Annotated in this window: 21 protein-coding genes; 5 read left to right on the top strand and 16 right to left on the bottom strand. The window is 72.7% G+C overall.

Translation table 11 applies throughout. From position 1 onward, the window contains the following. Window positions 1-62: 62 nt before the first annotated feature. From ACY34K_RS12555 to ACY34K_RS12590, 8 genes are all read right to left on the bottom strand, one after another. The gene (locus ACY34K_RS12555; protein ID WP_462746312.1) at window positions 63-881 is read right to left on the bottom strand and encodes a TrmH family RNA methyltransferase; all 819 of its coding nucleotides are present in this window, start codon (window positions 879-881) and stop codon (window positions 63-65) included. Between the two features lie 54 nt (window positions 882-935). Then, window positions 936-2180: a uroporphyrinogen-III C-methyltransferase gene (gene cobA / locus ACY34K_RS12560; RefSeq protein WP_462746314.1), complete on the bottom strand. Its 1245-nt coding sequence runs from the start codon at window positions 2178-2180 to the stop codon at window positions 936-938. A gap of 224 nt (window positions 2181-2404) precedes the next feature. After that, on the bottom strand, window positions 2405-6178 hold the full coding sequence (gene cobT, locus ACY34K_RS12565) for a nicotinate-nucleotide--dimethylbenzimidazole phosphoribosyltransferase (protein ID WP_462746315.1): 3774 nt from the start codon (window positions 6176-6178) through the stop codon (window positions 2405-2407). A 310-nt stretch (window positions 6179-6488) separates the two neighbouring features. Continuing rightward, window positions 6489-7694, bottom strand: a complete 1206-nt coding sequence (cbiE, locus tag ACY34K_RS12570) for a precorrin-6y C5,15-methyltransferase (decarboxylating) subunit CbiE (protein WP_462746316.1) — start codon at window positions 7692-7694, stop codon at window positions 6489-6491. 67 nt (window positions 7695-7761) lie between these two features. Then, window positions 7762-8409, bottom strand: a complete 648-nt coding sequence (locus ACY34K_RS12575; protein WP_462746317.1) for a GNAT family N-acetyltransferase — start codon at window positions 8407-8409, stop codon at window positions 7762-7764. A gap of 161 nt (window positions 8410-8570) precedes the next feature. After that, window positions 8571-9431 (bottom strand): MetQ/NlpA family ABC transporter substrate-binding protein, encoded by an 861-nt coding sequence (locus ACY34K_RS12580; protein ID WP_462746318.1) that lies wholly within the window; start codon window positions 9429-9431, stop codon window positions 8571-8573. Window positions 9432-9495: 64 nt separating this feature from the next. After that, a complete protein-coding gene (locus tag ACY34K_RS12585) occupies window positions 9496-10167 on the bottom strand; it encodes a methionine ABC transporter permease (protein ID WP_462746320.1) in 672 nt (223 codons plus the stop codon). Continuing rightward, window positions 10164-11252 carry a methionine ABC transporter ATP-binding protein gene (locus tag ACY34K_RS12590; RefSeq protein WP_462746321.1) on the bottom strand — a complete coding sequence of 363 codons (1089 nt, stop codon included), beginning with the start codon at window positions 11250-11252 and terminating at the stop codon, window positions 10164-10166. Before ACY34K_RS12590 ends, ACY34K_RS12585 begins: the two co-directional genes overlap by 4 nt. Window positions 11253-11966: 714 nt before the next feature. Between ACY34K_RS12590 and ACY34K_RS12595 the strand changes: the two genes are divergently transcribed. Both ACY34K_RS12595 and ACY34K_RS12600 read left to right on the top strand, forming a co-directional pair. Then, window positions 11967-12326: a hypothetical protein gene (locus tag ACY34K_RS12595; RefSeq protein WP_462746322.1), complete on the top strand. Its 360-nt coding sequence runs from the start codon at window positions 11967-11969 to the stop codon at window positions 12324-12326. Then, on the top strand, window positions 12307-12774 hold the full coding sequence (locus ACY34K_RS12600; RefSeq protein WP_462746323.1) for a hypothetical protein: 468 nt from the start codon (window positions 12307-12309) through the stop codon (window positions 12772-12774). Before ACY34K_RS12595 ends, ACY34K_RS12600 begins: the two co-directional genes overlap by 20 nt. 9 nt (window positions 12775-12783) lie before the next feature. On the opposite strand, the gene ACY34K_RS12605 is transcribed toward ACY34K_RS12600, so the two are convergent. The 3 genes from ACY34K_RS12605 to ACY34K_RS12615 all read right to left on the bottom strand — a co-directional run bounded on the left by ACY34K_RS12605 (window position 12784) and on the right by ACY34K_RS12615 (window position 15730). Then, on the bottom strand, window positions 12784-13260 hold the full coding sequence (locus tag ACY34K_RS12605) for a GNAT family N-acetyltransferase (protein ID WP_462746325.1): 477 nt from the start codon (window positions 13258-13260) through the stop codon (window positions 12784-12786). 39 nt (window positions 13261-13299) lie between these two features. Then, window positions 13300-13836 carry a sigma-70 family RNA polymerase sigma factor gene (locus tag ACY34K_RS12610; protein ID WP_462746326.1) on the bottom strand — a complete coding sequence of 179 codons (537 nt, stop codon included), beginning with the start codon at window positions 13834-13836 and terminating at the stop codon, window positions 13300-13302. Window positions 13837-14587: 751 nt separating this feature from the next. Then, the gene (locus tag ACY34K_RS12615) at window positions 14588-15730 is read right to left on the bottom strand and encodes a glycerophosphodiester phosphodiesterase (RefSeq protein ID WP_462746328.1); all 1143 of its coding nucleotides are present in this window, start codon (window positions 15728-15730) and stop codon (window positions 14588-14590) included. Between the two features lie 259 nt (window positions 15731-15989). Between ACY34K_RS12615 and ACY34K_RS12620 the strand changes: the two genes are divergently transcribed. Then, window positions 15990-16619 carry a lysophospholipid acyltransferase family protein gene (locus ACY34K_RS12620; RefSeq protein ID WP_462746537.1) on the top strand — a complete coding sequence of 210 codons (630 nt, stop codon included), beginning with the start codon at window positions 15990-15992 and terminating at the stop codon, window positions 16617-16619. Window positions 16620-16927: 308 nt separating this feature from the next. Here ACY34K_RS12620 and ACY34K_RS12625 read toward each other — a convergent pair whose 3' ends face one another. From ACY34K_RS12625 to ACY34K_RS12640, 4 genes are all read right to left on the bottom strand, one after another. Further along, a complete protein-coding gene (locus ACY34K_RS12625) occupies window positions 16928-18472 on the bottom strand; it encodes an MFS transporter (protein ID WP_462746329.1) in 1545 nt (514 codons plus the stop codon). Continuing rightward, window positions 18469-19020: a TetR/AcrR family transcriptional regulator gene (locus tag ACY34K_RS12630; RefSeq protein ID WP_462746330.1), complete on the bottom strand. Its 552-nt coding sequence runs from the start codon at window positions 19018-19020 to the stop codon at window positions 18469-18471. Before ACY34K_RS12630 ends, ACY34K_RS12625 begins: the two co-directional genes overlap by 4 nt. A gap of 119 nt (window positions 19021-19139) precedes the next feature. Next, window positions 19140-20567 (bottom strand): argininosuccinate lyase, encoded by a 1428-nt coding sequence (gene argH / locus ACY34K_RS12635; RefSeq protein ID WP_462746331.1) that lies wholly within the window; start codon window positions 20565-20567, stop codon window positions 19140-19142. A 101-nt stretch (window positions 20568-20668) separates the two neighbouring features. Then, a complete protein-coding gene (locus ACY34K_RS12640; RefSeq protein WP_462746333.1) occupies window positions 20669-21865 on the bottom strand; it encodes an argininosuccinate synthase in 1197 nt (398 codons plus the stop codon). Window positions 21866-22042: 177 nt separating this feature from the next. Here ACY34K_RS12640 and ACY34K_RS12645 point away from each other — a divergent pair, with 177 nt between their 5' ends. Further along, window positions 22043-22630, top strand: coding sequence for a pyridoxamine 5'-phosphate oxidase family protein (locus ACY34K_RS12645; RefSeq protein WP_462746334.1), 588 nt, complete (start codon window positions 22043-22045; stop codon window positions 22628-22630). A 55-nt stretch (window positions 22631-22685) separates the two neighbouring features. Beyond that, entirely contained in the window at window positions 22686-23375 is a 690-nt protein-coding gene (locus ACY34K_RS12650; RefSeq protein WP_462746336.1) for a L,D-transpeptidase family protein, read from the top strand. Here the strand turns inward: ACY34K_RS12650 and ACY34K_RS12655 are convergent. After that, window positions 23369-24238 (bottom strand): hypothetical protein, encoded by an 870-nt coding sequence (locus tag ACY34K_RS12655; protein ID WP_462746338.1) that lies wholly within the window; start codon window positions 24236-24238, stop codon window positions 23369-23371. The genes ACY34K_RS12650 and ACY34K_RS12655 overlap by 7 nt on opposite strands. Window positions 24239-24348 lie beyond the last annotated feature (110 nt).

A 24348-nucleotide genomic window follows, 5' to 3' on the forward strand; every position in this document is an offset into this window, starting at 1 on the left:
GGCACGGTCGAAAGAAACGCCCAGACCGGCCGGACCGCTCCCTGGGCGGCCGGCAGGCCCGGTCAGGCCTCCGGGCGGCCGGTGGCGACGGCGTAGAACGCCACGGCGGCGGCCGCGCCGACGTTGAGCGAGTCGACCCCGGCCGCCATCGGGATGCGGACCCATTCGTCGGCCGCCATCAGCGCCTTCGTGGACAGTCCGTCGCCCTCCGCTCCCAGCATGAGCGCCACCCGCTCCAGACGGTGCGGGGCGGCCTCGTCGATGCTGGAGGCCTTCTCGTCGGGGGTCAGGGCGAGCAGCCTGAAGCCCGCCTCCCTGACCTCCTCCAGGCCCTTGGGCCACGTCTCGAGCCGGGCGTACGGAACCGAGAAGACCGCGCCCATGGAAACCTTCACCGACCGGCGGTAGAGCGGGTCGGCGCAGTCCGGGGAGAGCAGGACCGCGTCCATGCCGAGCGCGGCGGCGCTGCGGAAGATGGCGCCGATGTTGGTGTGGTCGTTGACCGACTCCATGATCACGACGCGGCGGGCGTCCCGGAGCAGTTCACCGGCCGTCGGCAGCGGCTTGCGCTGCATGGAGGCGAGCGCGCCCCGGTGCACGTGGTATCCGGTGACGCGTTCGGCGAGGTCCGGGTTGACCGCGTACACCGGCGCCGGGACCTCGTCGATGACGTCGCGCATGACATCGACCCACTTGGCCGACAGCAGCATCGACCGCATCTCGTACCCGGCCTGCTTGGCGCGGCGGATGACCTTCTCGCCCTCCGCGATGAACAGGCCCTCGGCCGGCTCGCGCCTGCGCCGCAGTTCGACGTCGGTCAGGCCCGTGTAGTCGCGCAGGCGCGGGTCCTCGGGGTCGTCGACGGTGATGAGATCTGCCACAGGGTGATACTGCCTTGTCGTGGGGGTGGTGCCAACGGGTCTGGTTACCGCAGGTTATGAGGACGCTCGCGGGGCGTTCTTGTGCGGGCCCTCGGCGACCACGTCACCGATGACGATGACCGCGGGCGGGCGCACGTCCTGCGCCTCGACCGTCTCGGCCACGGTCGCGAGCGTCGCGTCCACGCGCCGCTGGGCGGCCGTCGTGCCCTCCTGGACCAGGGCCAGCGGGGTGTCCGGGGACCTGCCGTGCGTGACGAGTGCCTCGGCGATCGCCCCGATCTTGTCGACGCCCATCAGGATCACCAGGGTGCCGCGCAGCTTGGCGAGGGACTCCCAGTCGACGAGCGAGCGCGGGTCGTCGGGCGCCACGTGCCCGCTGACCACCGTGAACTCGTGCGCCACCCCGCGGTGCGTGACCGGGATGCCCGCCGCGCCGGGCACGGAGATCGAGCTGGAGATGCCCGGGACGACGGTGCACGCGATGCCCGCCTCGGCGAGTGCCTGCGCCTCCTCCATGCCCCGGCCGAACACGAACGGGTCACCGCCCTTGAGGCGCACGACCGACTTGCCGGCCTTCGCGTGCTCGATGAGCGCGTTGTTGATGGCCTCCTGCGCCATGAAGCGGCCGTACGGGATCTTCGCCGCGTCGATCACCTCGACGTGCGGCGGCAGCTCGTCGAGCAGGTCGCGCGGGCCGAGCCGGTCGGCGATGACGACGTCCGCCTCGGCGAGGAGCCGGCGGCCGCGGACCGTGATGAGGTCCGGGTCGCCGGGGCCGCCGCCGACCAGGGCGACGAAGGGGTCGCGGGAGCGGTGGTGGGGTGCCGCGATCGAGCCGTCGCGCAGGCCCTCGACGATCGCGTCGCGCACGGCGGCGGAGCGGCGCGGGTCGTGCCCGGTGAGCACCGCGACGGTCACGCCCTCGCTGCGGCCGGTCGCGGGCGTCCATGCGGTGGCCGCCTCGGCGTCGTCGGAGCGGACGCACCAGGTGCGGGTGCGCTCGGCCTCGGCGGAGGCACGGGCGTTGGCCTCCGGGTCCGTCGAGGCGATCAGGGCGTACCAGGCGTCGGCCAGGTCCCCGTCCTCGTACCGGCGCTTGATCCAGGTGATCTCGCCGGCCTCCGCCATGGCTTCGACGGAGGGCGTCGCGGACGGCGAGACCAGGGTGATGTCGGCGCCGGCCGCGATGAGGGCGGGAAGGCGGCGCTGGGCGACCTGGCCGCCGCCGATGACGACGACACGGCGCCCGGAGAGGCGTAGTCCGACGGGGTAGGCGGGCTGCTCGGCGTACTCGGCCATGGCGGTGCGGCTCCTCGGGCGGGGTACTGCGGTGTGCGGGGCCGCTGCGACGGTGAAGCGGCTGGTGGAGCGGGGGGGTGGGCGCTTTCGACCACGATACGGTGCGGCCCCCGCGGGCGGCCGCCGGGCGGTCGGTACATCGCCCCCGGACCCCCGAGGAGGGGGGTGCGGCCCGGCGGGGCGGCCGGGGGTGCGGGGGTTTCGGCCCCCGCACCCTCACGTCCTCACTTCTCGGTGACGCCCGCGGAGTCGAACGTCGCCACCTCGTGCATCGCACGGGCCGCGCTCTGGACCACGGGGAGGGCCAGGAGGGCGCCCGTGCCCTCGCCGAGACGGAGGTCGAGGTCGACCAGCGGGCGCAACCCCAGCTTGTTGAGGGCCGCGACATGGCCCGGCTCGGCGCTGCGGTGGCCCGCGATGCAGGCCGCGAGCGCCTCGGGGGCGATCGCCCGGGCGACGAGCGCCGCCGCGCCGGCCGAGACGCCGTCGAGGACGACGGGCGTACGCAGGGAGGCTCCGCCCAGGATGAAGCCGACCAGCGCCGCGTGCTCCAGGCCACCGACCGCGGCGAGGACGCCGATCGGGTCGGCCGGGTCGGGCTGGTGGAGGTCCAGGGCGCGCCGGACGACATCGACCTTGCGGGCGTGCATCTCGTCGTTGATGCCGGTGCCGCGGCCGGTGACCTCCGACGCGTCGACGCCGGTGTAGACGGCGATCAGCGCGGCGGACGCGGTGGTGTTCGCGATGCCCATCTCACCGGTGAGCAGCGCCTTGTTGCCCGCCGCCACCAGGTCGCGGGCCGTCTCGACACCGACCTCGACCGCGGCGAGCACCTCTTCGCGGGAGAGGGCCGGACCGGTGGTGAAGTCGGCCGTGCCCGGGCGCACCTTGCGCGGCAGGAGGCCCGGGGTGGCGGGCAGGTCGGAGGCGACGCCGACGTCGATGACGCAGACCTCGGCGCCGACCTGGTTGGCGAAGGCGTTGCAGACCGCGCCGCCGCCCAGGAAGTTGGCGACCATCTGGGCCGTCACCTCCTGGGGCCAGGCGGTGACGCCCTGGGCGTGCACACCGTGGTCACCGGCGAAGATCGCGACGGCGGCGGGCTCCGGAATGGGCGGCGGGCACATCCGGGAGAGGCCGCTGAGCTGGGCGGAGATGATCTCCAGCATGCCGAGCGCGCCGGCCGGCTTGGTCATCCGCTTCTGGCGCTCCCATGCCTCGCCGAGCGCTTTGGCGTCCAGCGGACGGATGTTGGAGACGGTCTCCTGGAGGAGGTCGTGCGGCTCCTCGCCCGGCAGGGCGCGGCGACCGTACGTCTCCTCGTGGACGACCCAGGAGAGCGGGCGGCGCTTGGACCAGCCCGCCTGCATCAGCTCGGGCTCCTCGGGGAATTCGTCGACGTATCCCACGCACAGGTAGGCGACGACCTCGAGGTGCTCGGGCAGGCCGAGCGCGCGGACCATCTCGCGCTCGTCGAAGAAGCTGACCCAGCCGACGCCGAGGCCCTCGGCCCGGGCGGCGAGCCAGAGGTTCTCGACGGCCAGCGCGGAGGAGTACGGCGCCATCTGCGGCTGCGTGTGGCGGCCCAGGGTGTGGCGGCCGCCGCGGGTCGGGTCGGCGGTGACGACGATGTTCACCGGAGTGTCGAGGATGGCCTCGATCTTCAGTTCCTTGAACTGCTTGGCCCGGCCCTTGGGCAGCGAGTTCGCGTACGCCTCGCGCTGGCGCTGGGCGAGTTCGTGCATCGTGCGGCGGGTCTCCGCCGAGCGGATGACGACGAAGTCCCACGGCTGGGAGTGGCCCACGGACGGCGCGGTGTGCGCGGCCTCCAGGACCCGCAGGAGGACCTCGTGCGGGATGGGGTCGCTTCGGAAGCCGTTGCGGATGTCGCGGCGTTCGCGCATCACGCGCAGCACCGCCTCGCGCTCGGCGTCGTCGTACGCGGGAGCGGGAGCACCCTGGCCGGCGGCCGGCTCCTGGGCGGCCGGGGCCTGCTCGGCGGGCCCGGCCTCCCCCGCCCGGACCTGCCCGGCCTGCGGGATCTGCTCCGTCTCCCCGGCCTGGTCGGGGCCGGGCACCTCGGTGGGCGCGTCCGCCGTCCCGGCGTCGGCCGCCGGCACGGCGACCGCCTCGGCCGGCCCGGTGGCGCCGGTGGACTCGGAAGAGCCGTCCGGCCGGGGAGCGTCCGTCGCTCCGGCCGTCACGGCGGCTTCGGGCTGCTCGGCCACGAACGGGGCCTCCTCGGCCGCCGCCACGCTCTCGGCGCCCTCGGCCGGGACAGCGCCCTCCTCCGGGGTCTCGATCACCTCGGGAGCCTCCACGGTCTCGGGGGCCCCGGCGGCGGGCGCGGGGGTTTCCTGGGCATGCACGGACTGGTGTGCCTCGGCCGCTTCCGGGGCCGTCGGCATCTCGGGAGTCCCGGCCTCCGCCGGCGCCCCGGGGGTCTCCTGCGGCTCGGCGGCCTGGGGCTCGATGCCCTGCGGCTGCTCGGCGGCCTGGGGTACCGCGACCGGCTGCGGCACCGCGGCCTGGGGCCGCTCGGCGGCCTGGGGCTCGATGGCCTCCGGCTGCTCGGCGGCCTGCGGCTCCGCGACCGGCTGCGGCTCGGCGGCCTGGGGCTGCTCGGCGGCCGGGGGCGCCGTCTGCTCGGGCGCGGGGTCGGCCGGAACGGGCTCCTCGGGCGTGTCACCGTCGCGCGGGGACGGGACGCTCACGGCGGCCTCGGGAACCCCCGGGTTTCCGGGCACGGGCGTCACCGGCGTGGGCGCCAGATGCGGCGTCGTCGGCACCGAACCCTGGACGGGCACGAACTCGGGGCCGGGCTGCGGAACGGGCTGCGGAACGACCGTTTCTGCTGAGGCGGGGGCAGGGTTCTGAGGCTGCTGTGACTGCTGCATCTGCTGAGGCAGTGGGTGGGGCGACCAGGGCTCCCCGCCCTGCGGCGGGATCTCCCCGAGCTGCGGCCCCGGCAGGACGGGCACCGGCTCCTCGCGCGGCACGTCCAGGTATTCGAGACCGGACATCGTGGGCGGACCGGAGTGCCGGGCGGGCATCTGACCGGCCACGGCACCGGCCGCCGGGCCGCGGTCGGCGAGCGAGCGCACGACGCCGCCCGAGGCGTCGGGCACCGGCGGACCCATGTGGAGCGGGCGGCGCGCGGGAGGCACGGTCGGGGTGGCGGGAGCGGCCGGCGGGATGCGTACGCCGCCGAGGTCGACCGACCCGGAATCACGGCCACCGGCCTCGTGGGCCCCGGCCTCGTGGACCGGCATCTCGTGCACCGGCGTCCCGTGGCCCGGGGTGCCGTGCGCGGGCGTCCCGTGCGGAGGGGTGCCATGACCGGGGGTCGCGTGGGCGGGCGTGCCGTGGGCGGGCGTGCCGTGCGCCGGCATCTCGTGCACCGGCAGCGCCTGGGCCAGGCCCTCGTGGGCACCGGACTCGTGGACCGAGGGCTCGTACACCGGGGCGGCCGACGGGTCGGTGAGGCCGGCGGCGGCCTGGGCGGCCATGGCCTGCGCGGCGGCGGCCTGCTCCGCCATCACCTGCTCGGCGCGCACCTGCTCGGCCATGGCCTGGTCCGCCACGACGTGACCCGGCAGGGCCTGCTCCTGGACGCCCTGCTCCTGTATGACCGGCTCGAAGGCGGGCTGCGGCTGCTCGGCGGGGGCGGCCGACGGCACCTGCGCGGGGGCGACGGGCTCGGCCGCCTGGGCGGGCTGGGCCACCGCCGGAGCATCCGGGGCGGCGGCGGGGGCCATCCCCATCGGCATCGGAGCCGCGGGGGCCGCACCGGCCTGCGGCTCGCTCCACGCCCCCTGGGCGCCCGGCATCAGCAGCAGGTCGTCGTCCTCGGCAGCGGTCTCGGAGGCGTCACCCATGGCGAAGCCCAGGGGAGGGTCGGGGTAGGTGTAGGCGCCCGGAGCGGGGATGCCCGGCTGTTCCACCATGCCCGCGCTCTCCGGCTGTCCCTCGCCCGGGACCTGGCCGGTGTCAGTCATGCGTACCCCTCGCCCATCGGTTGTGCTCCTTCAGACCGTCGCCCGCACCAACAAGAACGAGCGTGCGCGCCGCGCGGCACGAGCGGCGCGCGGACATCAAGCATTCTCGCGGCCTTCGGCCCTCGTGACAGCGAGATCCGCCACGGTCGGCTGTGGACTGCGCCACGTCGCGCGTCCCCCCCCGGTTACGCCGTACCACACGGACGGACCCAAAGGGAGTCACTTTTCCGGACATTGACGCACGATGCGCCGAGCGCCGGGCGGCGGTACAACGATCGGCCAGCCTACCTGCCGCCGCGTAGCGGCAGGGTCACGGGGCGGCCACCGGTCGGCGTCCGGCCAGCAGGAACACCACGGTCCGGTCGCGTTCCGTCCAGGCCGCCGTGTCCAGTTCGACGGCCTGCAGAAGCGCGCACTCGACCTCGTACCCGCCGTCGGCGAGGGCCGCGCCGATCGCCTCGGCCTCGTCCCGTGTGGTCGCGTGCGCCACGATCCGCTCGGGACGGCGATCGGCGCAGGCGGCGACGACGGGCACTCCCCCGCCGCCGACGCGTACGACGTCGGGTTCGGGGAGCCGTTCCAGCACGTGCGGGGCGCGGCCGGGCACGGTCTGGAGCAGCACGCCGGCGCGGCGGGCGGCCACCTCGGTGCGGGCGCAGGCGGCGGAGTCGTCGTCCACCGCGATCACCGCGGCGCCGAAGCGGGCCGCCTCCACGGCCAGCGCGCCGCTGCCGCAGCCGATGTCCCAGACGAGGTCGCCGGGCCGGGGGCCGAGGCGGGCCAGCTGGGCGGCGCGCAGCTCGGCGCTCTCGCCGGTGCCGAGCTCGCCCCCGTACGCGTCGGCGGGGAGGGCCCAGCCGCGTACGGGTCCGGGCTCGCGGCCCATCAGCCATCCGGTGCCCTGGGCGGCGGCGGCGCCGCCGATCACGATGACGACGTTGGGGTCGCGCCAGGCGTGGTCGGCGGCCTTGTCGGAGGTGAGGACGGTGACCTGCTCGCGGTCGGTGCCCAGTTCCTCGCAGATGACGAAGGTGCGGTGGACGCCGTCGAGGAGAAGGGCGAGTTCGGCGGGGCCGGCGCCCGGGGAGGTGAGGACCGCGACCTTGGGGTGGGCCCGGCAGACGTTGACGGCGCGGCGCAGCGTACGGCCGTGGGCGACGACGATCTGGGCGTCGTCCCAGGGCATGCCGGCCCGCGCGAACGCGGCGGCGACGGAGGAGACCGCGGGCACCACTTCGACTTCCAGGCCGTGCTGGGGCGCGCGCAGGGTGCGGACCACTCCGAAGAAGCCGGGGTCGCCGTCGGCCAGGACGACCGCGGTGCCGCGGTGACCCGCGATGCGGCGGGCGGCGAGGCCGACGCTGCCGAGGCGGATGCGCTCGGCTCCGGCGGGTACTTCCGGGAGTGCCAGGTGGTGGGCGGCGCCGGCCACCAGCGTGGCGGCCGAGAGGGCGGACCTGGCGGCCGTGGTGAGGGGCGAGCCGTCCCAGCCGATCACCGTGACCCGGTCGGCCATCTTCGTCTGTCTCCTGACGTGTCGGTGCAGGTCGGGGGCAGAGTGAGCGTACCTCGCCCGGACGGTGTCAGTTCCAGTCGGTGAAGGTGGAGTAGCCGGCGTCGGCGAGCTGGTCGCCCGCTCCGTCGAGGTCCTCGGGCAGCAGGCTCCAGACGATGAGGTCCGTGCGCACGTCGGCCCAGCCGCCGTCCTCCGTCTGGGTCCGGGCTATCCACGCGTTGCGCAGGACGCCTTCACTGATGCAGCCGATCTTCTGGGCGACCTGCTGGGACGCGGTGTTGTCGGCCGCGGTGCGCAGTTCCAGGCGCTCGAAGCCCTGGTTGCGGAAGAGCCACTGGGCGACGGCGACGACGGATTCGGTGGCGTACCCCTCGCCCCGGGCCCAGGGGGCGGTGACATAGGCGATCTCGGTGGAGCGGGTGCGCCAGTTGGTGTTCTGGAGGTGGACGATGCCCACGAGTCGCTGGGTGAGGAATTCGGTGACGGCGAGGACGACGCCGCGGCCCCGGGTGCGTTCCGCAGGAGCGATCCTGCGCACCCAATCCTCGGAGTGGGCGGTCGTGTACGGGTGGGGCACGGAGGTCCAGGCGACGACCATCTCGTCGTTCATCATCTCGGTGTGGGCGGGGATGTCCGCCTCCTCGTAGGGGCGCAGCACCAACCGTTCCGTGCTGATGGAGATGTCCGGAAAGGTGGTAGTCATGCGCAGCTCCATGCCGGGGACCGTCCGTAAAGGCCGTGAACGCACAGCATGCAGCATGGAGCCGAGCGTGTGCATGGCCGGGTCTGACGGTGTGTGGGAAATGCCGGAGGCCCCGCGCACCCGGGGGGTGCGCGGGGCCTTGCGCGGGGGTCCGGCGACGACCGCCGGGGCGGCTACTTGACCGCGCCGAAGGCGGGGACGATCGAGCCGTCCTTGTAGGTGTCCGCGATGTACTTCTTCACCTCGGGGGAGTTGAGGAGCTCGGCCAGCTTCCGCACCCGGGCGTCGTCCTGGTTGCCGTCCCTGACCGCCAGGAAGTTGGCGTAGGGGTTGCCCTCGGCCTTCTCCAGCGCCAGGGCGTCGGTGGCGGGGCTGAGCTTGGCCTCGATGGCGTAGTTGCCGTTGATGACGGCGGCGTCGACGTCGTTCAGGGCGCGGGGCACGGTGGCGGCCTCCAGCTCCTTGAACTCCAGGCCCTTCTTGTCCTTGATGTCGGACAGCTTGCCGTTGGCGCCGACGCCGTCCTTGAGGGTGATGACGCCGTTGTCGGCGAGCAGCTTGAGGGCGCGACCGCCGTTGGTGGTGTCGTTGGGGACGGCGACGGTCTGGCCGGCCTTCAGGTCCTTCAGGCTCTTGAGCTTCTTGGAGTACAGGCCGAGGGGCTCCAGGTGGACGTTGACCACCGGGACGATGGTGGTGCCCTGCTTCTTGTTGAAGTCGTCCAGGTACGGCTTGTGCTGGAAGTAGTTGGCGTCGACCTGGCCCTGCTGGGTGGCGGTGTTCGGCAGGACGTAGTCCGTGAACTCCTTGACCTCCAGCTTGAGGCCGGCCTTCGCGGCCAGGTTGTCCTTGACGTAGTTGAGGATGTCGGCGTGCGGCGTCGGGGACGCGGCGACGACGAGCGGCTTGGACGCGTCGGCCTTGCCGGACTCGCCCTTGGCGGCCGGGTCGGATGCCGTACCGCAGGCGGTGAGGCCGAGGGCGAGGGCGGTGATGGTGGCGAAGGCGCCGGCGAGCTTGGTGTTCTTACGCACGAAAAGTGCCTCTTTCTGGTGGTGCGGACAACGCCCGGACAAGGAGTGCGGGCTGCGGGGGGGTTCAGGAAGCGGTGCGACCGCGGCGGGCGAGGAGCCGGACGACACCGTCGCCGATCAGCTGCACGGCGGTGACCAGGACGATCAGGATGGCGACCGTGATCAGCATGAACTGGTTGTCGAAGCGCTGGTATCCGTAGGTGATGGCGGTGGAGCCGAGTCCTCCGCCACCGACCGCACCCGCCAGTGCCGAGTAGCTGATGAGCACGATGACGGTGGTGGTGACGGCGGAGACCAGCGACAGCAGGGCCTGCGGGAGCAGCACCTTCCAGACGATCGTCGGTATGCCGCCGCCCATCGCCTGGACGGCCTCGACCAGCCCGTGGTCGACCTCACGGATGGCCGTCTCGACCAGCCGGGCGAAGAACGGGACGGCGCCGATGGACAGCGGCACGATCATCGCGGACGGCCCGATGAACGTCCCCACGACCCAGGTGGTGAAGGGGATCAGCGCGATCAGCAGGATGATGAAGGGCAGCGAGCGGCCGATGTTCACGATCACGCCGACGGCCTTGTTCACCGCCACGTTCTGCAGCAGGCCGCCCTTGTCGGTGAGGACGAGCAGCACACCCAGCGGAAGCCCGGCGCCGACGGTGACGACGGTGGACCACAGGACCATGTACAGGGTGTCGATGGTGCCCTGGGTCAGCAGGGGCTGCATCTCCGACCAGCTCACTTGGCGATCTCCTTGACCAGCTTCGGGGCCTGCTGGGCCGGGACGACGGCCGTGTCCCGCTCGTCCCCCGCGTCGTGCGTGTCCTCGTCGATGACGTCGACCTGGAGGCCCTGCTCGCGCAGGAAGCCGACCGGGACGACGTTCTCCTCGTACCGTCCGGGCAGTTCGATCCGCATCCGGCCGATCTGCTTCCCGCCGACGGTGTCCATGGCGGCGCCGAGGATCGAGATGTCGATGTTGTACGTACGGGAGAGCTGGGAGATCACCGGCTGGGTGGCGGCCTCGCCGTGGAAGGTGACGTCGACGACCGTGCGGTCCGGGCCGGTGGCGGCGCCGCTGACCGGGAACAGCTCGTGGGCCAGCTCGGAGCCGGGAGTGGCGAGCAATTCGGCGACGGTGCCGGACTCGACGATCCTGCCCTTCTTCATCAGGGCGGCGGAGTCGCAGATCGTCTTGACGACGTCCATCTCGTGCGTGATGAGCAGGACGGTCAGGCCGAGCTGCCGGTTCAGGTCGCGCAGCAGCTGGAGGATGGAGCGGGTGGTCTCGGGGTCGAGGGCGCTGGTCGCCTCGTCGGAGAGCAGGACCTTGGGGTTGCCGGCGAGCGCGCGGGCGATGCCGACGCGCTGCTTCTGGCCTCCGGACAGCTGGCCGGGGTAGGCCTTGGCCTTGTCGGCGAGGCCGACGAGGTCGAGCAGTTCGAGGGCCCGGCGGGAGCGTTCGGCTCCGGAGACGCCGAGGATCTCCAGCGGCAGCTCGATGTTGTCCTTGACGGTGCGCGAGGACAGCAGGTTGAAGTGCTGGAAGACCATGCCGATGCTGCTGCGGGCGCGGCGCAGGTCCCGGGGGGCGCGCCGGCCGCGGCCGGCGAGGGCGGTGAGGTCGACGCCGTCGACGGTCACGGTGCCGGCGGTGGGGCGTTCGAGGAGGTTGACGCAGCGGATGAGCGAGGACTTGCCGGCGCCGCTCTGGCCGATGACGCCGAAGACCTCTCCTTCGCGGACATGCAGGTCGACGTCGTCCAGAGCGGTGACCTTGCGGCCTCGCGACTCATAGACCTTGGTCAGGCCCGAAGTGGTGATCACAGGGATTTCCGTCACTGTCGAGTGCACGGCGCGGTGTCCGCCGTGCATGGGGCATTCGTCTTTCCGACGCGCGTCACGGCTGGTTCGGCCGGTGGCCGGGGCGGCTCGTGCGCGGGGCGGGCGCGCTCCGTACTCGTGTACGGACGCGGCGGCTGTCGGTCTCGCTTCGGGGCGCGAGGCTCAGGCAGGGGCCCTCAGAAGGCGCACATTCGACGCATACAACGAGCACCGGGCGTCGTCATCGCCTCGGTCGCAAGGGTGCGGTTGCTCGTCGTGGTCATGCCCGCCAGTAAAGCAGACGGCCTTTCGAGCCCCGGACCACTGTCCGAATAGCGGACTGCGCATGTACGGCATACGGACAACCGGGCCGGGGGCCGGATCGTCGTGGCGACCTCCGCCTCCCCGCCGTGGCCTGCGCGAACACGTCGCGGGGGGATGGCGCGGAGGCCGGCGCCACGAGGGGTGGAGGTCGTGGTTTGTGGCCAAGGCCACGGTCATCCAGGCCTACCGCGCGGGCCGCCCGCCGGGCCGCGGGCGGCGCCTCGAAGACCACGCTCCTCACCGGCCGGCGGAGGGCCGGGGGCCGGGGCGCGCAGGCGTGGGGCCGCGGCGCACAGGCGTGGCTCCGGTGCGGATCTCCACGGTCGTCGGCCCCCGGCCGGGCGGCGGGGGCGCCCGCACCCGGTGGCCGGGGCCCGTAATAGTCTCGGGCACATGCTTGTCGCCCTGACGGTCGCAGTCTCCGTGGCCGCGCTCGCCCTCGCCGCCTGGTGCGGCTTCGCCGCGTACCGGGACCAGTCGACCAAGGACTGGCACTTCATCGGCATGGCCGTGGTGTCGGCACTGGCCCTGGTCCAGCTGGTGGTCGGGATCGTCCAGCTGGCGCGCGGCGAGAAGGCCGACGAGGGCACGGCGATCTTCCTCGCCTACCTGATCGGCGCGCTGTGCGCGGTGCCCGCGGCGGGCTTCATGTCGCTGGCGGAACGCAGCCGCTGGGGTTCGGCGACCGTCTCGGCGGGCGCGATCGTGCTGGCGGTGCTGGAAGTGCGCCTCCATGACATCTGGGGAGGCTGAGGTGACCGCGACGGCCGAGGACGAGAGGCCGGGGCGGAAGCTGGTCCAGGGCCCCGGACTGCTGCTGGTGTGGCTGTACGGGGTGATGTCGGTCGGCGCGGTGTCGCGCTCGGCGTACCAGATCGCCACCGAGTTCGACCGCGCGCCGCTGGCGTACGCGCTCTCCGCCGTCGCGGCCGTGGTCTACGTCTTCATCACGTACACCCTGGTGCGGGGCGGGGAGACGGCCCGCAGGGCGGCGCTGGTGTGCTGCGCCGCCGAGCTGGTGGGCGTGCTGACCGTGGGCACATGGACGCTGGTGGACAGGGCCGCCTTCCCCGATTCCACGGTCTGGTCGGACTTCGGCTACGGCTATGTGTTCATTCCGGTACTGCTGCCGGTCACAGGAATCCTCTGGCTGCGCGGGCGCGGCTCGCGAGCCCGACAGGATCCGGAGGAAAAGCCCTAGACGGTCGGCTCAGGCGGCCTTCTCCAGCGTCACGACGGTGAGGCGCGGGCCGACTTCCCGGGTGGCGACCGCTTCGTACCCCTTCTTGCGGTAGAGGCGCAGGTTGCCGTCGCTGCGGTGGCCGGTGAAGAGCTGGAAGCGCTTGGCGGCGGGGTCGGCGGCGAAGTGCTGTTCGATGGCGTCGAGGAGGCGGCCGCCGAGACCGTGCCGGCGCATCCGCGGGTGGACGATGAGTTTGGCGATCCGGGCCGTGCCGTCGCCGTCGATCTCACCGCGGACGGAGGCGATGACCTCGTCACCGAGCCGGGCGACGAGTGCGTGCCCGCGGTCGAGTTCGGCCTTCAGGTCGTCAAGCGACTGGGTGAGGGGCTCGATGCTGTAGTCGCCGTACAGTTCGGCCTCGCTCTGGTAGCACAGGTACTGCAGTTTCAGGATGTGTTCGGCGTCCTGCGCGCTTGCCGCTGAGATGGTCACGCTCATGCCCATGTGTGCATGCCTCCGGCTCACCTGATCCGCCCTGTCGGTCTACCGCTCCTTTCCCCGATGTTCAGGAACGGCAACCTCTGCCGTCAGCATTCTGCGCAGGCATCCCAGGCAACGGGAACGCATCGGCCCCAAACTCCCCTGTGAGATACCCAACTCTCCTGCGATTTCTCGGTAGGTCGGGTCGTTCGGCGACAGCATCGCAGTCAGCAGCCGTCGGCAGTGGGCGGGGGTTCGGCGGACGGCGGCGCGCAGGGCGCGGCGCCGTTCGGCGACGAGGGCGGCGGGCTCGGGGCCGGCCTCGGACGCGGGCTCCTCGAGGTACGGCTGTTCGTGTACGGCGGTGCGCCGGGCCCGGCGGGCCTCGGCACGGACGGCGCGGCGCAGCCAGTCGGCCGGCTGGTCCGGCACGCCGGGTCCGCCGTCCAGCCGCTCCAGGAGCCTGAGCCACACGGCCTGCTCGAGGTCGCCCGCCTCCACCCCGGCGGCCGCGGCCTCGGCCTGCGACTCGGCGGCGAGCAGCGGCCTGAGGGTGCCTACGAGTTCGGGCACTGCGGGTTTTCCGGTGGGAGTCGTCATGTCGCCCACGACTGGCGCGGGCCCCCGGGCGGTTTCCGCACCCCGCGCAAACCCCCCGGACGGGGGACAGCCCGCCGCTGTGCTGACGTGCCGGGCACCGGCCGGGGCCCGGTGAAACCCGGGCGTGGGGACCGGGCGTCCCCCGCGGACGGCGACGGCCGGGCGCGTCGACCCGCGACCCAACGGCGGGACGGGGCCCACGGAACCGCGGACCACAGGCCGCGCGCCGCCGCACCGGACACCGGACCGGACCGACCCCTCCGGAGTACGGGACGACCCGCGCGGTCGCGGGCAGCGCCGCCGACGACGGGCGATCAGCCGGCCCGCGACCAGCCGACGCGGGGGCGCGTCGCGCGCCGAGTCCCGCGCCCGGTGCGGACGGAACCCCACGGGGACCGGGAGACGCCCGCAGACGACGAGCGGTCCGAACGATCAGCCGGCCCGCGGCCGCCGCCGTGCGGGGCGTCGCGCCCACCGTCCCAGGCGGCCGAACAGTCCTCACGCAATCGGCGGACCACAGGCTGCGGGCCGCCGCACCGGACCGGACCGGACCGGCCCCGGGGGGCATGGGCGTGCCCCCGCGCACCCGGGCGATCAGCCGTTTCGCGACGGCAGCCGACGGTGGGCCGCACGCTGGGGGCCGCACGCTGGGGGCACCGCCGCCGGGAAGACGCCCGCGAGCGGGCCGCCTTGCCGTGCGGCGGGCCGGCCGGGAGGCGGAGGGAGGGGCAGAAGCCCCTCCCCCGCCTCGTCAGCGGTCGCGGAACTCGGCGGCCGCCAGCAGGCCGGTGTCCGGCTGGTCGGTGAAGATGCCGTCGATACCGGTGGCGAGGTAGGCCCGGTACGCGCCGAAGACGTCGCCGTAGGCGGCCGGGTCCGTGCCGCGCCGGAAGTCGGCGGGCAGGAAGGTGTTCTCGTTGCGCAGGGTGTAGGGGTGCAGGATCAGCCCCTGGGCATGCGCGTCCTTCACCAGGGTCGTCGGCCTGCCGAGCTTGCCGTCGGCGTCCTTGGGGATGACCAGGTCCAGGAGGGGGCCGATCCCCTGCGCGAAGGAGGCGATCCACTTCAGGCCCTGGGGCGTGACGAGGTCCGCGACCGTACGGGGGTCGCCCGTCTGCCGGAAGTCCCAGGGGCGGTCGTCCGGGGTCCACAGGAGCACGACGCGCGGGGTGGCGACCAGTTCGGCCATGCGCCGCATGCTGGTGGGCTCGAACGACTGCAGGAAGGTCGGCGAGTCGGCGCGGTGCCGGCCGTGCTTGCGCAGCAGCTTCGCGAGGCGCTCCTCCAGTCCGAGGCCTATGCCCCGGAAGTAGGTGGGGTGCTTGGTCTCGACGTGCAGCCAGACCGGGCGGCCGCGCCGGCGGCCTTCCTTGTCGGCCCAGCGCAGCACCTCCTCGAAGGTGGGGATCTCCCACCTGCCGTCGTAGACGGTGTTCTCCTGGCGGGTGCCGGGGATACGTTCCTTCGCCCGAAGTGTCTTGAGCTCGGCGAGGGTGAAGTCCTCCGTGAACCAGCCGGTGAGGGGTGTGCCGTCGACCGTCTTCGTCGTCCTGCGGGACGCGAACTCGGGGTGGTCGGCGACATCGGTGGTGCCCGTGATGTCGTTCTCGTGCCGGCAGACGAGGTGACCGTCCCTGGTGGGCACCAGGTCCTGTTCGACGACGTGGGCGCCCATGTCCAGGGCGAGCTGGTAGGAGCCGAGGGTGTGCTCGGGTCGGTAGCCGCTGGCGCCGCGGTGGGCGATGACCGTCGGAACGGGCAGGTGCCGGTACGAGGCCGTCCGCTCCGCCGCCCCGGCCGTGCCGCCGGTGCCGAGGGAGAGGGCGGCCGAGCCCAGCACCGCCGCTCCCAGGACGGTCCGCCGGCCCGGACTTCTGCGCGCACCCTGTGTCATGAAGGCTCCTCGTTTTTCGGACTGTTGAGCGAACCCGATCGTAGGCAGCGACCCCATACGTACGGGAGACCCCGTACGAACGTGTGGAAAACATGGGTCAACACTGCGTATCGACTCGGTGAACCCGATGTGCGATCAGAGGTGACCCGCGAGTATCGTCCTCACCTGCACAGACTGCGTCGGCCACGCCCGGCCACCCACGACACCGGAGGACTCGTTGTCCCGCTTCGCGCTCATCAAGGCAGTGCTCGGCCCGGTCATGCGCCTGATGTTCCGTCCTCGGGTGGAGGGCGTCGAGAACATCCCCGGCACCGGGCCGGTCATCCTCGCGGGCAACCACCTCACGTTCATCGACTCGATCGTGCTGCCGATCGTCTGCGATCGCCAGGTCTTCTTCATCGGCAAGGACGAGTACGTCACCGGCAAGGGCCTGAAGGGCCGTCTGATGGCGTGGTTCTTCACCGGCGTCGGCATGATCCCGGTGGACCGGGACGGTGCGAACGGTGGTGTGGCCGCTCTGATGACCGGCCGCCGGGTGCTGGAGGAAGGCAATATCTTCGGCATCTACCCGGAGGGCACGCGCTCCCCCGACGGCCGGCTGTACCGGGGCCGTACGGGTATCGCGCGGCTGACGCTGATGACCGGCGCGCCGGTGGTGCCGTTCGCGATGATCGGCACCGACAAGCTCCAGCCGGGCGGCGCCGGCCTGCCGCGCCCGGGAAGGGTGACCGTGCGTTTCGGCACGCCGATGGAGTTCTCCCGGTACGAGGGCATGGACCGCGACCGCTACGTCCTGCGGGCGGTGACCGACTCCGTGATGGCGGAGGTCATGCGGCTGTCCGGCCAGGAGTACGTGGACATGTACGCCACGAAGGCGAAGGCGGCGTAGCAGCCGCCGGAGGTCGGCGCAGCCGTCCGAAGCCTGTGAGGCGCCCCCGCGCCGAACCCGCGAGGACGGCGGACAAAACCGCCGCCACGAAGGCGAAGGCCACGTCACGATCGCCCGGAGGCGGGCGCGGACGCCCGAAAGAAGCGAGGCGCCCCCGCGCCGAACCCCGCAGAACAGCGGACAAACCGCCGCCACGAAGGCGAAGCCCGTGAGCGGGACGGTGCGCTCCGGCCCGACGGGCGGATGAAGGGCCGCACCCCGGACGGGGTGCGGCCCTTCGACGTGTCGCCACTCGGCCGGGGCGTGCGTCAGGGGTGCGTGACGCCCTCTTCGAGTCGCTGGCCCCGCAGCAGGAACCAGGCCGCGGCCGCCGTGGTCAGCAGCACCACCGCGCCGACGCCCGCCGCGTTGCGCAGGCCCTCGACGAAGGCGTCCTGGGCGGCCGTCACCAGCGCGCCGGCCGTGGCGTCGGGCAGTGCGGCCGAGGCCTCCACCGCGCCGCCCAGCGATTCGTGCGCGGCCGCCGCGGTGCCGGCGGGCACGCCGGCCGGGGTGGGGAAGTCCCGGTAGATCCCGGTCACGATGGAGCCGAGCAGCGCGATACCGAGGGCCGCGCCGAGTTCGTACGCCGTCTCCGAGACGGCTGACGCGGCACCGGCCTGCTCCTTGGGCACGCTGGAGAGGATCACGTCGGCGGTGACGGTGAACGCGAAGCCCGCGCCCACACCGACGACGAGCAGGGTCACTCCGAGGACCGGATAGCCGGTGGTCCGGTCGAGCAGCGTCAGCGCGGCGAGGGCGAGGCCGACCGCGGCGAGGCCGCCGGAGACCACGGACCGCACGGAGAACCGCCGGGCGGCGACGCCCGCGACCAGACCGGCCGTCACCGCGCCGACGGCGGCGGGCAGTTCGGCCAGGCCCGCCTCCAGCGGCGGGCGTCCCTGCACCAGTTGGAGGAACTGGGACAGGAAGAACACCAGGCCGGACAGGCCGAGGATGGTCAGCAGATCGGCGAGGACCGCGCCCGAGAAGCCCCGGTGCCGGAAGAGCCGCATGTCCAGCAGGGGCGCGGGGAGCGTCAGTTGCCGGCGGACGAACCAGGTCAGCGCGGCCAGGCCGGTCAGCGCGGCGAGCGCCGCGTCCGGGCGGAACCCGTGTGCGGCCGCCTCCTTGACGGCGTACACGACGCCGATCATGCCGACGAGCGAGAGGGCGACGCTGGGCAGGTCCCAGGGGCCGGGCGCGGGGTTCTTCGACGCGGGTATCAGCCTGGCGCCGACCACGACGAGGACCGCCATGACGGGCAGGTTGATCAGGAAGACCGAGCCCCACCAGAAGTGCTCCAGGAGGAAGCCGCCCACGACCGGGCCGACGGCGGCGCCGGCCGAGGCCATGGCGCCCCAGATGCCGACGGCGAGGCTGCGCTCGCGCGGGTCGTGGAAGAGGTTGCGGATGAGCGCGAGCGTGGACGGCATGAGGGTCGCGCCGGCGACACCGAGCAGCGCCCGGGCGAGGATCATCATCTCCGGGCTCGTGGCGTAGGCGTTGAGCACGGAGACGGCGCCGAAGGCGACGGCGCCGGTCAGGAGGAGCTTCTTGCGGCCGATGCGGTCGCCGAGGCTGCCCATGGAGACGAGCAGTCCGGCGATGACGAAGGAGTAGACGTCGCCGATCCACAGCAGCTGGGTGCCGGTCGGTTCGAGGTCCTCACTCAGGAAGGGGGTCGCCAGCCCCAGGACCGTGGCGTCGACCGCGACGAGCAGCACGGCCAGGACGAGTACGGCGAGTGCCAGCCACCGGCCGGGGCGGCGTACGACCTCCGATTCCTTGGTCAGCTGTGCGGTTCGGGTCATCTGCCCACGCTCCTGCGTGCTCCGCCGAGCAGCAGCTCGGCGATCATGTACTGGAAGTCCTTGGCGGCGACGCGCCCGTCCTGGACGGCCCAGGCGCACGTGCCGATCAGCCCGTAGAGGGCTTCCGTGAGCCAGGCGGGCGTCAGATCGATCCGGAACTCGCCGGCTTCTTGTCCGCGCCGGAACAGCGCCGAGACACGGGCGTCGAGACGGGCCCAGCCCTCGTTCTGCGCGTCGCCCTCGAAGAGCTGGTTCTCGGTGACGAGGAAGGCGAGCAGTCCCGCGACCGGTTCCACTTCGGCGACGAGCCGGCGCAGCGCGGCCTCGGCGGTGTCGTCGTCGAGGCGGGCGGTGTCGATGGCCGCCTCGAATTCCTGGATGCCGAGCGCTTCGAGGGCCCGGACCAGCGCGTCCCGTCCGGCGAAGTGCCGGTGGAGGGTGGCGCGGCCGATGCCCGCGGCGCGGGCGACCTCGTCCATGGTGGCGGTCGCCTTGCGGGAGAGGAGGGCGGCAGCGGTGCGCAGCACCTGCTCACGGTCGACTGTCATGAGACAACCATAACCTATATGAGACGCCGATGTCTCATTCGATATGCTGACGGCTCACAAAGAAGCGCCGCCGTCCGGTCGTCCGGACGGCGGCGCTTCCTTCGGGCGCGGCGAGGCGGCTACCGCTTGGCGGCGGCCCAGGCGTGCTGGATCACCAGGTCGGCCTTGACCTCGGCGAGCTGGACGGCGACGGCCGAGGGCGCGGTGCCGCCCCGGCCGCTGCGGGACGCCAGGGCGCCCGGAACGTTCAGCACGTCGCGCACCTCGGGCGTGAGGTGCTCCGAGATCTTGGCGAACTGCTCGTCGGTGAGCTGGTCCAGCTCGATCCCGTGCGCCTCGCACTCCTTGACGCACTCACCGGCGACCTCGTGCGCGATTCGGAACGGCACACCCTGCTTGACCAGCCACTCGGCGATGTCGGTGGCGAGCGAGAAACCGGCCGGCGCCAGCTCCTCCATCCGTTCCCGGTTGACGGTCAGCGTGGCCATCATCCCGGTGAAGGCGGGCAGCAGGACCTCCAGCTGGTCGCAGGAGTCGAAGACCGGTTCCTTGTCCTCCTGGAGGTCCCGGTTGTAGGCGAGCGGGAGCGCCTTGAGGGTCGCGAGCAGGCCCGTGAGGTTGCCGATGAGACGGCCGGACTTGCCGCGCGCCAGCTCGGCGATGTCCGGGTTCTTCTTCTGCGGCATGATCGACGAGCCGGTGGAGAAGGCGTCGTGCAGGGTCACGAAGGAGAACTCCTTCGTGTTCCAGATGATGACCTCCTCGGCGATCCGGGAGAGGTTCACGCCGATCATCGCGGTGATGAACGCGAACTCGGCGACGAAGTCGCGCGAGGCCGTGCCGTCGATCGAGTTGCCCGCGCTGCCGTTCTCGAAGCCGAGGTCCTTGGCGACCGCCTCCGGGTCGAGCCCGAGGGACGAACCGGCCAGCGCGCCCGAGCCGTACGGGGAGACCGCCGTGCGCTTGTCCCACTGGCGCAGCCGCTCGGCGTCCCGGGACAGCGACTGGACATGGGCCAGCACATGGTGGGCGAAGAGGACGGGCTGGGCGTGCTGGAGGTGCGTACGCCCCGGCATGGCGACGTCCGGGTGTGCCTCGGCGAGGCCCACGAGGGCGTCCTGGAGGTCGGCGATCAGGCCGCCGATGATCCGGGCGTGGTCGCGCAGGTACATCCGGAACAGGGTCGCGACCTGGTCGTTGCGGGACCGGCCGGCCCGCAGCTTGCCGCCGAGGTCCGGGCCCAGCCGCTCCAGCAGCCCCCGCTCCAGGGCGGTGTGGACGTCCTCGTCGGCGATGGTGCCGGTGAAGTCGCCCGACGCGACATCCGCCTCCAGCCGGTCCAGCCCGGCCAGCATGCGGGTCAGCTCGTCCTCGGTCAGCAGCCCGGCCTTGTGGAGCACGCGCGCGTGGGCACGGGAGCCGGCGATGTCGTACGGCGCGAGGCGCCAGTCGAAGTGCACGGAGGCCGACAGCTTGGCCAGCGCCTCGGCGGGGCCGTCGGCGAAACGGCCGCCCCAGAGCCGGACGTCACCGTTGTTGCTGCTCACTGCTCAAGCTCCTCAAGGCTGTGGATGTGCGACGCCTCCCCGCCCACGGGGAACGGGGAGGCGGCTTGTCGAACGAGTCGGACGGGTCCGGGTCACGCAGGCTAGGCCTGCAGATCACGCTTCGCGGCGATCTTGGCCGAGAGGGCGAAGATGTCGATGAAGCCCTGGGCCTTCGACTGGTCGAAGGTGTCGCCCGTGTCGTACGTCGCCAGGTTGAAGTCGTACAGCGACTCGTCGGACTTCCGGCCGGTGACGACGGCGCGGCCGCCGTGCAGCGTCATCCGGATGTCGCCGGTGACGTGCTGGTTGGCCTCGGCGATGAAGCCGTCCAGGGCCCGCTTGAGCGGGGAGAACCACAGGCCGTCGTAGACGAGCTCGCCCCAGCGCTGCTCGACCTGCCGCTTGTAGCGGGCCAGCTCGCGCTCGACCGTGACGTTCTCCAGCTCCTGGTGGGCGGTGATCAGGGCGATGGCGCCCGGGGCCTCGTAGACCTCGCGCGACTTGATGCCGACCAGCCGGTCCTCGACCATGTCGATCCGGCCGATGCCCTGGGCGCCGGCGCGCTCGTTGAGCTGCTGGATCGCCTGGAGGACGGTGACGGGCTTGCCGTCGAGGGCGACCGGGACGCCCTCCTTGAAGGAGATGATCACCTCGTCGGCCTCCCGGGGGGTGGCCGGGTTGGAGGTGTACTCGTAGATGTCCTCGATCGGCCCGTTCCAGATGTCCTCGAGGAAGCCGGTCTCGACGGCCCGCCCGAAGACGTTCTGGTCGATCGAGTACGGGGACTTCTTCGTGGTCGCGATCGGCAGCTCCGCCTTCTCGGCGAAGGCGATGGCCTTGTCCCGGGTCATCGCGTAGTCACGAACCGGAGCGATGCACTTGAGGTCCGGGCCGAGCGCCTGGATGCCGGCCTCGAAACGCACCTGGTCGTTGCCCTTGCCGGTGCAGCCGTGGGCCACGATGCCGGCGTTGTGCTTCCGGGCGGCGGCCACGAGGTGCTTGACGATCGCGGGCCGGGACAGGGCCGACACCAGCGGGTAGCGGTCCATGTACAGGGCGTTGGCCTTGATCGCCGGCAGGCAGTACTCGTCGGCGAACTCGTCCTTGGCGTCCGCGACCTCGGCCTCGACCGCACCGCAGGCGAGCGCGCGCTTGCGGATCACGTCCAGGTCCTCGCCGCCCTGGCCGACATCCACGGCAACGGCGATGACCTCGGCACCCGTCTCCTCGGCGATCCAGCCGATGGCGACGGAGGTGTCCAGGCCGCCCGAGTAGGCGAGTACGACGCGCTCGGTCACGGGTTTCTCCTTACGGTGCATTCACTGATGGGTATAACTATGCAGACCTCCGTATGTTTTGTCAACGCGGGTTCCGGGCGCTGCGGGGGCGGCCGGGCGGAGCTCCGGGGGCACGCACGCGGGCCCGCGACCAGCGATCCGCCCCGGCCACCGGCAGACCTGGCCGATAATGCGTTCATGGGACAGAGATATGAGCGAATCGACGGCCGTATACGGGACTTCATCGAGCGGCAGCCCGTCTTCTTCACCGCCACCGCCCCCTTGAGCGGTGACGGACACGTCAACGTGTCACCCAAGGGCCGCAAAGGCACTCTCGTGGTCATCGACGAACTGACCCTGGCCTACCTGGACTTCGGCGGCAGCACCTTCGAGACCGCGGCCCATCTGCGGGAGGAGGGCAACGGCCGGATCACGCTGATGTGGTGTGCCTTCGACGGCCCCCCGAAGGTGCTGAGGGTGCACGGCACCGGCGAGCCCGTCTTCCGGGACGACCCGCGCTGGGCGGAGTACATCCCGTACTTCGAGGACGCCGACGGGCCGGCGGCCCGCGCCGTCATCGTGGTGCGGGCCCACCGGGTGAGCGACTCGTGCGGGTTCGCCGTCCCGTTCCTGGAGTACCGCGAGGAGCGCACGCAGCACGCGCAGTACTTCGCCCGCAAGACGGACGAGGAGTTCGCGGCGTACTGCGAGAAGAAGGAGTTCGTCGGGGTGAGCCTGGACGGGCTGCCGGCGCTCCCCCTCCCCCTTCCGCCACGCACGGAGTGACCGTTCGGGTGCGCTCGCGGAGCCGCTTCCGGCCGCCCCCGGTACGGTCCGGATCATGCGCCTCGGACTCGCACTCGGCTCCGCCCTGCTGGTGTTCACGCTCGCCCCGCCCGTGGACCGGCCGCTGCCGGCGCGGATGGCCGACACCGGCGGCGGCAGCCAGCTGATCACCGCGGAGGCGCCGAGCGCCGGGACGACCACCGGGACGGTGTCCTGGTGGGACCGGCGGGGCGGACGGTGGGTCCGGGCCGGTTCCACAGGGGCACGGTTCGGGGCGAACGGCCTGGCGGCAGGCACCGGCCGCGAGCAGGGCACGCTGACCACACCGACGGGCCTCTACGATTTGCCGTACGCCTTCGGTATCTCCCCCGCACCGCGCGGCACCCGCTACCCGCACCGCCGGGTGACGGGGGCGTCCTGGTGGTGCCAGGACAACCGGTCGCGCTCCTACAACCGCTGGGTGGAGGGGCTGCCCGCGGACTGCCGGGCCGCCGAGTCGGAACGACTGGCCGACTACCGGCCACAGTACGCGCACGCGCTGGTCATCGGCTTCAACTACGACCGGCCGGTACGCGGCCGGGGCGCCGGCATCTTCCTGCACGTCAACGGCAAAGGGGCGACGGCCGGTTGTGTGTCGGTGCCCCGGCGTGCCATGCGGGCCATCCTGCGCTGGGCCGACCCGCACAGACACCCGCACATCGCGGTGGGCACACGGTCGGGCCCGCTGGCCGTCACCCGTTACTGAGCCGCCCGCCGGCGGCGGCCGGTCCGCACGGGCCGGACCCGTATGGGTATCCGCCGTCTCCCGCGCGAGGGCTCGGCCGGCGGGTGCCACTCGGCGAAGCTCAGCTGCATCCGGCGCAGCTCCTCGGGGTCGCGGGCGGCCAGCGCCCCCAGGGCCGGATGCGGTCCTTCCCGCTCGCACCGCTCGCGCAGCGGATCGGGAAGGCGCTCCCGCTCGCGCCGCTTGCGCTGCTCCGCGTCGGGCCAGGCGAACTGGGCCACCAGCGCGAGGGCCGACACCACCGCCGCCGCCCAGCGGAGGGGCCCGTCCGGCAGCGAGTCCAGCAGGGCGAGGACGGCGAACACCCAGTAGGCGAGCAGCGCCATGATGCCGAGGATGCTCAGGCAGCCCGACACACAGCTGTCCGGCCCGCCCATGGTCAGCCGGAACCGCTCCGGCGGGTGCGGCAGCGTCGCGTGGTAGCGGCGCCGGAAGGTCCGGCGGGCGTCTTCGTACAGGTCGTCGCAGCGTTCGATCGTGCCGAGCGCGACGGGCCTGCCGCACCGGCGCACCGCCGTGAGCAGCGCGTCCGGCACCGGGTGGTCCACGGTACGCGCCGGGTCGAGACCTTCCCGGGTCGGCCGGGCGAGGCCGGACCGGTCGATCCGGATCAGTCCGTCGAGCATCAGCCGGGCCGCCGCGGCGCGGGACTCGCCGGGCACCTCCAGGTGGGCGGCCGCGTAGTAGGGGTCCAGGTCGACCGCGGCATAGCGTCGCACGATCCGCCGGTGACCGCGCCGCTGCAACCACCACCGCACGCCCAACTGCCCGTACAGCACTGCTGTGACGGGCAGGACGAGGAGGGCGACGGTGAGGTGGTCCACGGCCCGAGGCTAGAGCGGGGGTGCCGTGGGAGGACAGCGGATTTCCGCTGCTCCCGGCAAGGCCGGCGGCCCGGTGCGGGCGCGCGGCCGAGCCGGGCTGTGGTGCGGAC

It is taken from the genome of Streptomyces sp. STAM6 (assembly GCF_054963715.1).

Excerpts from the sequence above, each read along its gene's own strand:
- cobA (WP_462746314.1), bottom strand. The coding sequence starts at position 2,180 with ATGGCCGAGTACGCCGAGCAGCCCGCCTACCCCGTCGGACTACGCCTC.
- cobT (WP_462746315.1), bottom strand. The coding sequence starts at position 6,178 with ATGACTGACACCGGCCAGGTCCCGGGCGAGGGACAGCCGGAGAGCGCG.
- cbiE (WP_462746316.1), bottom strand. The coding sequence starts at position 7,694 with ATGGCCGACCGGGTCACGGTGATCGGCTGGGACGGCTCGCCCCTCACC.
- ACY34K_RS12575 (WP_462746317.1), bottom strand. The coding sequence starts at position 8,409 with ATGGAGCTGCGCATGACTACCACCTTTCCGGACATCTCCATCAGCACG.
- ACY34K_RS12595 (WP_462746322.1), top strand. The coding sequence starts at position 11,967 with ATGCTTGTCGCCCTGACGGTCGCAGTCTCCGTGGCCGCGCTCGCCCTC.
- ACY34K_RS12600 (WP_462746323.1), top strand. The coding sequence starts at position 12,307 with ATGACATCTGGGGAGGCTGAGGTGACCGCGACGGCCGAGGACGAGAGG.
- ACY34K_RS12605 (WP_462746325.1), bottom strand. The coding sequence starts at position 13,260 with ATGGGCATGAGCGTGACCATCTCAGCGGCAAGCGCGCAGGACGCCGAA.
- ACY34K_RS12610 (WP_462746326.1), bottom strand. The coding sequence starts at position 13,836 with ATGACGACTCCCACCGGAAAACCCGCAGTGCCCGAACTCGTAGGCACC.
- ACY34K_RS12615 (WP_462746328.1), bottom strand. The coding sequence starts at position 15,730 with ATGACACAGGGTGCGCGCAGAAGTCCGGGCCGGCGGACCGTCCTGGGA.
- ACY34K_RS12620 (WP_462746537.1), top strand. The coding sequence starts at position 15,990 with ATGCGCCTGATGTTCCGTCCTCGGGTGGAGGGCGTCGAGAACATCCCC.
- ACY34K_RS12625 (WP_462746329.1), bottom strand. The coding sequence starts at position 18,472 with ATGACCCGAACCGCACAGCTGACCAAGGAATCGGAGGTCGTACGCCGC.
- ACY34K_RS12630 (WP_462746330.1), bottom strand. The coding sequence starts at position 19,020 with ATGACAGTCGACCGTGAGCAGGTGCTGCGCACCGCTGCCGCCCTCCTC.
- ACY34K_RS12645 (WP_462746334.1), top strand. The coding sequence starts at position 22,043 with ATGGGACAGAGATATGAGCGAATCGACGGCCGTATACGGGACTTCATC.
- ACY34K_RS12650 (WP_462746336.1), top strand. The coding sequence starts at position 22,686 with ATGCGCCTCGGACTCGCACTCGGCTCCGCCCTGCTGGTGTTCACGCTC.